Below are 12,100 nucleotides of genomic sequence, written 5' to 3' on the forward strand. Positions count from 1 at the left end.
AGGGTATCGCCTAGCAGGGGAGCGTACATGACACAGCCAGCCACGATCGATGCCGTCCAGCAGATGCTTGCAGAACAGGGCTACGTCTGCGGGCGCCCCCTCGGCACGGTTGTTTTCCTCGCGTTGCAACTGGGCCGCCCGCTGTTTCTCGAAGGCGAAGCCGGCGTCGGCAAAACCGAGATCGCCAAGGCGCTTTCCGCGGGTCTGAACCGGCGTCTGATCCGCCTGCAATGCTACGAAGGTCTCGACGCCGCGAGCGCTGTCTACGAATGGAACTTCCCCGCGCAGATGGTGGCGATCCGCACGGCCGAAGCCGCCGGCGACACCAGCAGGCCGGCGCTGCAGGCGGAGCTTTTCAGCAAGGACTACCTGATCGAGCGCCCGCTGCTGGAAGCGATGCGCCCGGATGAGAACGGCGCCCCCGTTTTGCTGATCGACGAACTGGACCGGACCGATGAACCTTTTGAGGCCTTCCTTCTCGAAGCGCTGAGCGATTTCCAGGTCACCATCCCGGAACTGGGCACGATCAGGGCACCGGAACCGCCCATCGTGATCGTCACCTCGAACAGGACCCGCGAAGTCCACGACGCGCTCAAGCGCCGCTGTCTCTACCACTGGGTCGATTACCCGGATTTCGACCGCGAAATGAAAATTCTGCAGGCCCGCGCGCCCGAAGCCTCCGACGCGCTCAGCCGCGAAGTCGTGGCCTTCGTGCAGCAATTGCGGACCGAAGATCTCTTCAAGAAACCCGGTGTCGCGGAAACCATCGACTGGGCCAAGTGCCTGCTGGCCCTTGACGTGATCAACCTCAGCCCCGAGGTGATCGCCGATACGCTCGGGGCGATCCTCAAGTATCAGGACGATATTCAGAAACTGCAGGGTTCGGAGGCCAAACGCATTCTCGATCAGGTCAGGGCCTCCCTGGAACCGGCATGAAGCGTCTCTGGTTCATAAATATCCCGGGGAGGCGCGCAGCGCCGGGGCAGCGCCCCAAATCGGCCCATGCCTGACTACCTTCCGCTGGATCTGCCGGATGATCCGAAACTGGCAGGCAATATCACCCATTTCGCCCGCGCCCTGCGCCGCGCGGGCCTGCCGATCGGACCGGGCCGTGTCATCGACGCCATCCGCGCGGTGCAGGCCGCAGGTTTCACGGACAAACGCGATTTCTACTGGACGCTGCACGCCTGCTTTGTAAACCGCCCCGAACATCGCACCGTCTTTTCCCAGGTCTTCCGGCTCTACTGGCGCGACCCGCGGTATCTGGAGCATATGATGTCGATGATGATCCCGGCCATTCGTGGGGTTCAGGAGGACCGCAAGGCGCAGTCTGCGGAAAAGCGCGCGGCCGAAGCGCTGCTGGACGGCGCCGAGGCCCCGGATCTTGGCGCGGGTCCCGAGGATGACGATGAGACCACCGAGATCGAGATTGACGCAAGCCTGACGATGTCCGCGCAGGAGCGCCTGCGCACGCTGGATTTCGAACAGATGAGCACCGCGGAAATGGCCCAGGCCAAGCGCATGCTCGCCCGTCTCAACCTGCCGGTGCCGCCGATCCGGTCGCGCCGCGCCAAACCCAGCCTGACCGGCAATCGGGTCGATGCCGCGCGAACGCTGCGGGCGGCGATGCGGCAGGGCGGAGAGATGCACAGGATCGCGCTCAGGCAGCCGACCCCGAGATGGCCCAACCTCGTTGTGCTCTGCGATATCTCGGGCTCGATGAGCCAGTACAGCCGGGTTGTCCTGCATTTCCTGCACGCGGTGGCCAATGCCAAGGGGGCGGGCTGGGCAAAGGTACACGCCTTCACCTTCGGCACCCGCCTGACCAATATCACCCGCCACTTGCGGCACCGGGATGTCGATGCCGCGCTTGCCGCGGCCGGTGCCGAGGCGCAGGATTGGGAGGGTGGCACGCGCATCGGCCAGTGTCTGGAGAGCTTCAACCGCGACTGGTCGCGCCGCGTCATGGGGCAGGGGGCGGTGGTGCTGCTGATCACCGATGGGCTGGATCGCGATGACCCGGAGGCCTTGTCACGGCAGATGGAACGGTTGCACCTGTCGTCGCGCCGCCTGATCTGGCTGAACCCGCTGCTGCGCTGGGAGGGGTTTGCCCCCCGGGCGCAGGGGATCGCGGCGATGTTGCCGCATGTGGACAGCTTTCGCGCGGGCCATTCGATCGCCTCGCTGGAAGACCTCGCGACATCGCTGTCCCGGCGCGACGACCGGGGTGAGAAAGAGCGCCTGATGCAGCTGCTGGGGGCCTGACGGCTCAGGCAAAGACCGAGGCAAAGGCCCCGCGGTAAAGAGTTGCAAGACCATCCAGCGGCGCCGAGGCGGCCCCGAAGGTCACCGCATCGCCGCCGAAGCTGCCGACGGCGGCCAGCGACACCCCGGCACTCTGCGCCGCCGCCATCAGCGCCTCCGCCGCCGGCGGGGCGCAGGCGATCAGATAGCGGCCCTGGTCCTCTCCAAAAAGCGTTTTCGTGTCGTCAGTCTCAAGCTGGACGCCGATGCCTGCCTTTTCGGACAATTCGAAAGCGGCCAGCGCCATGCCTCCGTCAGAGAGATCGGTGCAGGCCGCGACAAGGCCCCGGTTTTCCCGGATGAAATCGCCGTGCGCCGCCTCGGTCGCCAGATCCACGGGCGGTGCTGTGCCCTCGGCGCGGTCGAAGACCTCGGCCAGCAGGGCGGATTGTCCCAGATGCCCGGTGGTTTCCCCCAGCACCAGCGCCACATGACCCTCGCGCACATCGCAGCCGATGATCTCGGCCACATCGGCGATCAGGCCCACGGCGCCAATGGTCGGCGTGGGCAGGATCGCCGCGCCGTCGGTCTCGTTGTAGAGCGAGACATTGCCCGACACGATGGGCATATCCAGCGCATCGACAGCCGCCCCGATGCCCTGGATTGCGCCCACGAACTGCCCCATGATCCGGGGCTTTTCCGGATTACCGAAGTTCATGTTGTCGGTGGTGGCCAGCGGTTTCGCCCCCACCGCCGTCAGATTGCGATAGGCTTCGGCCACCGCCTGCTTGCCGCCCTCGACCGGATCGGCCTTGACGTAGCGCGGCGTCACGTCGGAGGTGAAGGCCAGTGCCTTGTCGGAGCCATGCACCCGCACGATGCCCGCGCCCAGCCCGGGAATGCGCACGGTATCTGCCATCACCATGGTATCGTACTGCCGGTACACCCATGCCTTGGAAGCGTAGTTCGGGCTGCTGATCAGCGCCTTGAGCCCCTCGATGGGATCAACTGTCAGGGTCTCGCTGAACGGGGCCGCCGGTGGCGTTGGCTCCCACGGGCGGTCGTACTCGGGAGCTGTGCCGGCGAGTGTCTTGAGCGGCAGATCTGCCTTGACCTCACCTTTATGCACGATCAGGAAGCGGTCTTCGGCAATGGTTTCGCCGACGATGGCAAAGTCGAGGTCCCATTTGTCGAAAACCGCCTTGGCCTCGGCTTCCAGGTCCGGGCGCAATACCATCAGCATCCGCTCCTGCGACTCCGACAGCATCATTTCATAGGCTGTCATCTCTTCTTCGCGCACCGGCACGTTTTCCAGATCAAGCCGCACACCGAGATTGCCCTTGTCCCCCATCTCCACGGCGGAGCAGGTCAGCCCGGCCGCCCCCATATCCTGAATGGAAATCACCGCGCCGGTCTTCATCAGCTCCAGCGTGGCTTCCATCAGGCGCTTTTCCGTGAATGGGTCACCCACCTGCACGGTGGGGCGTTTCTCTTCGATGGTGTCGTCAAATTCAGCAGAGGCCATGGTGGCCCCGCCCACGCCGTCACGCCCGGTCTTGGCCCCCAGATACACGACCGGCATGCCGACCCCGGAAGCCGCCGAATAGAAAATCTTGTCCGCATCCGCGAGACCAGCGGCGAAAGCATTCACCAGGCAATTGCCGTTATAGGCCGGATCAAAGCGCACTTCGCCGCCCACGGTGGGCACGCCAAAGCAATTGCCGTAACCGCCGATACCCTCGACCACCCCGTTCACCAGTTGCCGGGTCTTGGGGTGCGACGGGTCGCCGAAACTCAGCGAGTTCATCGCCGCGATGGGCCGTGCGCCCATGGTAAACACGTCGCGCAGAATGCCACCCACACCGGTGGCCGCGCCCTGGTAGGGTTCGATGTAGCTGGGGTGGTTGTGGCTTTCCATCTTGAAGACGACCGCCTGACCGTCGCCGATGTCGACCACACCGGCATTCTCACCGGGGCCGCAAATGACCTGCGGGCCGGAGGTGGGCAGCGTGCGCAGCCATTTCTTGGAGGATTTGTAGGAACAGTGCTCGTTCCACATGGCCGAGAAAATGCCCAGCTCCGTGAAACTCGGTTCACGGCCGACGATGTCGAGAATGCGCTCATATTCATCCGGACTCAGGCCGTGGCTGGCAATCAATTCCGGTGTTATGGCAGGTTCAGTCATCGCGTGGCCCCCAGTCGCAATTGTTGCGATGTCTTTAGAGGAAGGGACCTGTGGGGAAAAGGGGCAAAGCCCGTGCGGACAGCGCAAAACGCGCCGTTGAAAATGCGCTGCGCCGGATCACATTCCGGGCGGCGAAAAAAAAGGCCGAGCACGAAGCTCGGCCAAGTCCAACAGGGAGGTATGAAGGCAGATGCAGGGCATCCGCGCCTTCAAGAGATCAAATAAGTAGCGACCTGCACACGATCAAGGCTGAATCTTAACGCCCGGCAGCATGTCCGATATGCAATAAATGCATAGCTCGCCGGGGGATCAGGACTTTTGCTTTTCTCTCAGCTGTTTGCGGTAGGTTATGATCTCTTCCTGCACGAAGTCCTTGAAAGCGGAGACACGCTGAGAATGCCGCAACTCCTCCGGATATGCGAGGAAAACAGGCACATCTGCCGACTCAAGGTCGGGAAGCACCTGTACGAGGTCGGGAAAATCCTCGGTCACGTAGTCCGGCAGCACACCGATTCCCAGGTTGTTCAGCACGCTTTGCAGGACACCGTAGTAGTTGTTCACCGTGAGCAGTGACCGGATTTCATAGGTCATGAGGTGTTGAACGAGGTTGCGTCCGGCGCCAACCTGATTGCTGTCGATGTTTTGGCAGATCAGCCGATGATCCTCGATGTCTTCGATGTCGCGCGGTGTGCCGTTCTCCGCCAGGTAATCCGGGGTCGCGTAGAGACACATGCGGATCATCATCAGCTTTTTGCGGATCAGATCGGCCTGGCTGGGCTCTTTCATGCGGATTGCCACATCCGCTTCGCGCATCGGCAGATCCAGCACGCGTTCTTCCAGCATCAGGTCGACCTTGAGGTCAGGGTAGTTCTCGTAGAGCTTCGGCAGTCGCGGCGCGAGCCACAGCGTGCCGAACCCGGTTGTGGTGGTCACGCGCAATTCGCCGAACACTTCTTCTTCGCTGTCGCGAATCCGGGCGGAGGCGGTGTCCAGCCGTTTGGACATGGCGGAGGTCGCATCGAACAGCAACTCGCCCTGTTCGGTCAGGATCAGGCCACGCGCATGGCGGTGAAACAGCGTCGCATTCAGGGATTCCTCAAGACCTCTGATCTGTCGGCTCACCGCCGATTGCGACAGGTTCAGCTTGTCACCCGCATGCGTCAGGGACCCGGCATCCGCCACCGCGTGAAAAATTCTCAGCTTGTCCCAATCCATATTGCATTCCATGTAAATCGTTAACGCCGTGGTAGCGGTATCCGGGGCTGAAATACAGTAGAGCGCGCCGCAAAAGCTCTGGAATTTCAAAATAACCCCTATACGGGTCAGCTTTTATGACCTATTATTGGTCTAAATCTGTGCAACACTGACCGAGCGCTGGGGAGGCGATCGATGAGCACTCAGAAAATATCGCTGAATGACCGTTATGACCTGAACAAGAACACGGTGCTGTTGAACGGCACGCAGGCCCTTGTGCGCCTGATGATGATGCAGAAGGTCCGCGACACCGCCGCCGGGCTGAATACCGCCGGTCTGGTCACCGGCTACCGGGGATCCCCCCTGGGCGCGGTCGATATGCAGATGCAACGCGCCCTCAAACCGCTGACCGAACACGCCATCACGTTCCAGGCGGGCCTGAACGAGGATCTTGCTGCGACGGCCCTCTGGGGCAGTCAGCAGGCCGAACTGCGCGGCGAGGGAAAATATGACGGCGTTTTCGGCCTCTGGTACGGCAAGGGGCCGGGGGTTGACCGCTCCGGCGACGTGATGCGGCACGCCAATATGGCGGGCAGCGCCCGGAACGGCGGTGTGTTGATGGCGATGGGCGATGACCATACCGGCGAAAGCTCGACCGTTCTGCACCAGTCTGAATGGGCGATGGTGGACGCCTATATGCCTGTGGTCAGCCCCGCCGGGGTGCAGGAGATCCTGGATTACGGGCTCTACGGCTTTGCGCTCAGCCGGTTCTCTGGTCTCTGGGTCGGTCTGAAGACCATGAAAGACACGGTCGAGGCGACCTCCGTGGTGGATGGAAACCCGACACGGCTGAGCTTTGTCACGCCAGACTTCAAGATGCCCGAAGGCGGGCTGAACATCCGCCTGATCGACACCCCGCACGAGCAAGAAGCGCGAATGATTGACCACAAGCGCTTTGCCGCCGAGGCCTTCAGCCATGCCAACAAGATGGACAAGCGCATATGGGGCAAGGCGGGTGCCAAGATCGGGTTCGTGGCCGCCGGCAAGAACTGGCTGGATCTTGAGCACGCGCTGACGCTTTTGAACATCGACGCGCCCGAGGCTGACCGTCTGGGCATCACCACCTACAAGGTGGGGCAGACTTTCCCGCTCGACATGGAGGGGTTCCACGACTGGGCCGAAGGGCTCGACCTGATCGTCGTGGTTGAGGAAAAGCGCAAGCTGATCGAGGTGCAGATCAAGGAGGCGATCTTTGACGACCGGCGCGGGCGCCGGGTTTACGGATGGTACAAAGGCGGGGCCGGTGGCATGCACCGCGACGAGCTGTTCCCGACGCGCGGCGCGCTCGACCCGATCATGATCGCGGAGAAGCTGGGAGAAATCCTGATCGAAGAAGGGCGTGATAACGAGAGGTTACGTGCCGGTCTTGAAGTTCTCGAAGACGCCCGCAGGAATGACAACGCGGAAGATATCGCGGCGCGTTTGCCCTATTTCTGCTCGGGATGTCCGCACAATACCTCGACGCGGCTGCCCGACGGGTCGCGCGCCTATGCAGGCATCGGCTGCCACTATATGGTGCAGTGGATGGACCGCGAAACCACGGGCTTCACGCATATGGGGGGCGAGGGCGCAAACTGGATCGGCGAAGCGCCGTTTTCCACCCGCGAGCATGTGTTTCAGAACCTCGGCGATGGCACCTACAACCATTCCGGCGTGCAGGCCATCCGGGCCGCGCTGAACGCGAAAACCAATATCACCTACAAGATCCTCTACAATGATGCCGTCGCCATGACCGGCGGTCAGCACAACGAGGGCGATTTGGACGCGCCGCGGATCGTCAGGGAATTGCAGGCCATGGGCGTGCCCCATATCGCGGTGGTCTACGACGAGAAAGAGGCGGTCGATCTGTCTGCTTTCAAGGGGGTCGAAGTCCACGAAAGAGCGTCTTTGCAAACGGTGCAGGAGCGGTTTGCAAAGACCCCCGGCGTGTCCGCGATCGTCTACATCCAGACCTGTGCTGCCGAAAAACGCCGGCGTCGCAAGCGGGGGCTGTTTCCGGACCCTGACAAGCGGGTGTTCATCAACACGGACGTGTGTGAAGGCTGTGGCGATTGTGGCGTTCAATCCAACTGTGTTTCAATCGTGCCGCAGGAAACGGAGCTGGGGCGCAAGCGGGCGATTGATCAATCCTCCTGCAACAAGGATTTCAGTTGCCTCAAAGGCTTCTGCCCATCGTTTGTGACGCTGGAAGGCGCGAAGGTGCGCAAGGACCCCACGACCACGCTGGACATCCCGAACCTGCCGCAGCCCGCGCTGCCGGCAATCGATGGCACCTGGAACGTCGTGATCACCGGGGTCGGGGGCACCGGCGTCGTGACTATCGGCGCGGTGATGGCGCAGGCGGCGCACATCGACGGCAAGGGCGCGGGAATGATGGAGATGGCCGGCCTCGCGCAAAAGGGCGGCGCGGTGCATATTCACTGCCGCTTGGCGGAAAAACCCGGCGACATCACTGCGATACGTGTCGCGACCGGTGAGGCCGACGCGCTGATCGGCGGCGATCTGGTGGTGTCCGCAGGGGCGAAAACCCTCGGCCTGACGCGCGGGGGGCGCACCGGTGCGGTTGTGAACAGCCACGAGATCATTACCGGCGACTTCACCCGTGACACGGAATTCCGACTCCCCAGTGAACGGCTGTCACTGGCGTTGCAGGCGCGGCTGAAAGACCGGGTCGACCTCTTCGATGCCTCCGAGCTTGCCAAGGCCACGCTGGGCGATTCGATCTTTTCCAACATGATGATTTTTGGCGCCGCGTGGCAGCGGGGGCTGGTGCCGCTGTCGTTTGATGCGATCAGTGAGGCGATCAAGCTCAACGGAGCCGCGGTGGAGCGCAATCTGCGCGCCTTCGAGATCGGACGGTGGGCGGTGCTGAACCCCGCGGAGGCCGCGGCGCTGTTGCAGCCCAGGGTGATCAAGCTGCCGCAGACGCCGGAGGAAAAAATTGCCTTCCGCGAGGCACATCTGACCGCCTACCAAAGCAGGCGGCTGGCCAAACGGTACCGCCGGTTGCTTGATACGATCCCGGATCAAGAGGTCAGGCAGGCGGCGGCAGAAGGTTATCATAAACTGCTGTCCTACAAGGATGAATACGAAGTGGCGCGGTTGCTTTTGACCAGTCGGGAAAAGGCTGCCGCTGAGTTTGACGGTGATTTCAAGATGACCTTCAACCTGGCGCCGCCGATGCTGTCCAAAACAGGACCGGACGGACGGCCGATGAAACGCACCTTCGGACCCTGGCTCGAAAAACCCCTGCGGGTGCTCGCGAAATTCAAGCGTCTGCGCGGCACGCCGTTCGATCCCTTTGGATATACCGCCGAGCGCCGTATGGAGCGCGCGCTGATCAGGCAATATGAACGCGATCTGGCAACTGTGCTGCCTTTGCTGACCGAGAGCACGGGGCCAGCGATTGCGGCACTTGCGGAATTGCCCATGCAGATCAAGGGGTTCGGCCCCGTCAAACAGCTCAACGAGGCCAAGGCGGCAAAACGGCGCGAAGAATTGCTTGCAGTGATACAGGCCGGGGGGGCAGATACCGCCAAAGCGGCCGAGTAGGCGTCATGGCACCGTCATATTTTCCGGGTATCGCATTTTGCCAGAACCGTCGCCGGCCACGGATTTTTGGAGACTTCAATGGGGATGATGCGCCCGAATATCGCCCGTGATATCAGCTATTCCTATTCGGCCGAAACCAAGGGCGGGCGCGCCCTCATCCGCTTGATGGAAAACAGCACCGGACGGTTGCGCCTGATCAAGCGGGCTGAGGGCTACGAATCCGAAGTCGCTGCGGGCCGGGACTTCTTCGAGGTGATGGTGGAGCGCTACGGGCTGACGCTCGACATTGTCTCCGGCGCCTTGGAGAACGTGCCGTGCGCCGGCCCGCTGATCCTGATCGCCAACCATCCCTACGGCATCCTGGACGGGCTGATCATGGGGCACATCCTCGCGCATACCCGGGGCGATTTCCGCATCCTTGCGAATTCGGTTTTCCGCAAAGCCGAAGATCTGAACCGCATCATCCTGCCCATCAGTTTCGACGATACCAGGGAGGCGATGGCTCTTAATATCGCCACGCGTAGGACGGCGTTGAAATACCTCGCGGATGAAGGTGCCATCGGGATATTTCCGGGCGGGACAGTCAGCACCGCGGCGCGACCTTTCTCGCGCCCGATGGATCCCGGCTGGCGCAGCTTCACCGCGCGGATGATCGCGAAATCCAACGCGACCGTGCTGCCGTTATTCTTTGACGGCCACACCAGCCGGATGTTTCAGATCGCCAGCCACATGCACGCCACCCTGCGCATGGGGTTGCTGATCAAGGAGTTCGGCAAACGGGTGGATACGCCGGTTCGCCTGTGTGTCGGCGCGCCGATTGGGCGTGACGTTCTGGACCCACTCGCAAAAGATAGCAAAGCGATGATGGATTTCCTCCGAAAAGCAACGTATGAGCTGTCACCAGATCCTCGGAAGTTTTTCGATCTGGGGTATGAATTCGAGGAACGGCACCGGACCTGACGGGGTGCCATTGGGGCACCGGGCGCGATGGCGGTAGGCATTTTTGATAGCGGATTGGGCGGTCTGACCGTGCTGGATGCGGTTGAAAAACGGCTGCCTGAGGTGCCGTTTGTTTATCTGGCCGACAGCGCGCATGCGCCCTACGGTGTGCGGACAGCCGACGATATCTTCGACCTGACATGTTCCGCGGTCACGCGGCTTTTTGAGGCGGGATGCGATCTGGTGATTCTGGCCTGCAATACCGCGTCGGCCGCAGCGCTTCGGCGCATGCAGGAATCGTGGGTTCCCGCCGACAAGCGCGTCTTGGGCGTATTTGTGCCACTGATCGAAGCAATGACGGAGCGGCAATGGGGCGACAATTCGCCCCCGAGAGAGGTTGCGGTTAAACATGTGGCCCTGTTTGCGACGCCTGCAACCGTTGCGAGCCGCGCCTTTCAGCGAGAGCTCGCCTTCAGGGCGATCGGCGTCGATGTCGAGGCGCAAGCCTGTGGCGGCGTGGTCGACGCGATCGAGGACGGTGACATGATATTGGCCGAAGCGCTGGTGCGCAGCCATGTCGATGCGCTGAAGCGGAAGATGCCTGACCCGGATGCCGCGATATTGGGCTGCACACATTACCCTCTGATGGAAGGCTATTTTCAGGATGCATTGGGCAGCGATGTCCGGGTGTTCAGCCAGGCCTCGCTGGTGGCTGAAAGTCTTGCGGATTATCTGGTCCGTCATCCGGATATGGGTGGGACCGGAGACAGCGCATTCCTGACGACGGGCGATCCCCGCAAGGTCTCCGACCGCGCGACACAGTTCTTGCGACGACAGATTACCTTTCAATCCGCCTGAGCTTTGCAAACGTCTTCGATACGGAATTCATCCATGACTTACTCCATCGCCATCCTCGGGGCCTCTGGCTATACCGGGGCAGAACTGATCCGGTTGATCGCCGGACACCCGCATCTTGCCATCAGCGCTCTTGGCGCAAACTCCAAAGCAGGGAAAACCATCGCAGAGGTCTTTCCCCATCTGCGGCATCTTGAGTTGCCAGCTCTTTTGCAAATTGACCAGATTGACTTTGCAAATATTGATCTGTGTTTCTGTGCCCTGCCGCATAAGACCAGCCAGCAGGTTGTCGCGGCGCTGCCCGCGGATTTGAAGATCGTTGATCTGAGCGCGGATTTCCGGCTGCGCGACCCCGATGCGTACAAAAAATGGTACGGCAACGAGCACGCCGCCGTAGACCAGCAACACGAAGCCGTCTACGGCCTGACCGAGTTCTACCGTGAACAGATCGCCCCCGCCCGGTTGGTGGCCGGAACGGGATGCAACGCGGCCACGGGCCAGTTTGTTCTGCGGCCGCTTGTTGTCGCCGGGATCATCGACCTGGACGAGATCATTCTCGACCTGAAATGCGCGGTATCCGGCGCAGGTCGCAGTCTGAAGGAAAACCTGCTGCACGCGGAGCTCTCCGAGGGGTATCACGCCTATGCCGTGGGGGGCACGCATCGGCACCTGGGTGAATTTGATCAGGAATTCAGTGCCTTGGCGGGGCGGCCTGTCCAGGTCCAGTTCACGCCGCATCTCATTCCGGCCAATCGTGGTATCCTCGCGACTACCTATGTGAAAGGCGACCCTGACCGGATTTACGAGACGTTGTGCGCCGCCTATGCGGATGAACCCTTTATCGAGGTTCTGCCGTTTGGCGAAACCCCAAGCACACATCACGTCCGCGGCTCAAACTATTGCCATATCGGCGTGTCACGCGACCGGTTGCCCGGCCGTGCCATCATCACAGGGGCGCTCGATAACCTCACGAAAGGATCCAGCGGGCAGGCGTTGCAAAACGCCAACCTGATGTTAGGTATTGAGGAGACAGAGGGGCTGACGATGGCGCCGCTTTTTCCATGAGGACCA

General features: G+C 61.8%; 8 protein-coding genes. 6 read left to right on the forward strand and 2 right to left on the reverse strand.

Translation table 11 applies throughout. The annotated features are described in order from the left end of the window. The first annotated feature begins 27 nt into the window (after window positions 1–27). Window positions 28–936, forward strand: a complete 909-nt coding sequence (locus KX928_RS09300; protein WP_219501338.1) for an AAA family ATPase — start codon at window positions 28–30, stop codon at window positions 934–936. Window positions 937–1,002: 66 nt separating this feature from the next. Next, on the forward strand, window positions 1,003–2,265 hold the full coding sequence (locus KX928_RS09305) for a vWA domain-containing protein (protein ID WP_219501339.1): 1,263 nt from the start codon (window positions 1,003–1,005) through the stop codon (window positions 2,263–2,265). Window positions 2,266–2,269: 4 nt separating this feature from the next. On the opposite strand, the gene purL is transcribed toward KX928_RS09305, so the two are convergent. Beyond that, complete coding sequence (gene purL, locus KX928_RS09310) at window positions 2,270–4,429, reverse strand: phosphoribosylformylglycinamidine synthase subunit PurL (RefSeq protein WP_219501340.1); 2,160 nt, start codon at window positions 4,427–4,429, stop codon at window positions 2,270–2,272. Window positions 4,430–4,738: 309 nt separating this feature from the next. Then, window positions 4,739–5,644 (reverse strand): LysR family transcriptional regulator, encoded by a 906-nt coding sequence (locus tag KX928_RS09315; RefSeq protein WP_219501341.1) that lies wholly within the window; start codon window positions 5,642–5,644, stop codon window positions 4,739–4,741. A gap of 174 nt (window positions 5,645–5,818) precedes the next feature. Here KX928_RS09315 and KX928_RS09320 point away from each other — a divergent pair, with 174 nt between their 5' ends. From KX928_RS09320 to argC, 4 genes are all read left to right on the forward strand, one after another. Beyond that, complete coding sequence (locus tag KX928_RS09320; RefSeq protein ID WP_219501342.1) at window positions 5,819–9,235, forward strand: indolepyruvate ferredoxin oxidoreductase family protein; 3,417 nt, start codon at window positions 5,819–5,821, stop codon at window positions 9,233–9,235. A 78-nt stretch (window positions 9,236–9,313) separates the two neighbouring features. Beyond that, window positions 9,314–10,195, forward strand: a complete 882-nt coding sequence (locus KX928_RS09325) for a lysophospholipid acyltransferase family protein (protein WP_219501343.1) — start codon at window positions 9,314–9,316, stop codon at window positions 10,193–10,195. A gap of 27 nt (window positions 10,196–10,222) precedes the next feature. Then, window positions 10,223–11,032, forward strand: a complete 810-nt coding sequence (locus KX928_RS09330; protein ID WP_219501346.1) for a glutamate racemase — start codon at window positions 10,223–10,225, stop codon at window positions 11,030–11,032. Window positions 11,033–11,065: 33 nt separating this feature from the next. Beyond that, window positions 11,066–12,094, forward strand: coding sequence for an N-acetyl-gamma-glutamyl-phosphate reductase (argC, locus tag KX928_RS09335; protein ID WP_219501348.1), 1,029 nt, complete (start codon window positions 11,066–11,068; stop codon window positions 12,092–12,094). Window positions 12,095–12,100 lie beyond the last annotated feature (6 nt).

It is taken from the genome of Roseobacter insulae (assembly GCF_019375555.1).
GTDB lineage: Bacteria > Pseudomonadota > Alphaproteobacteria > Rhodobacterales > Rhodobacteraceae > Roseobacter > Roseobacter insulae.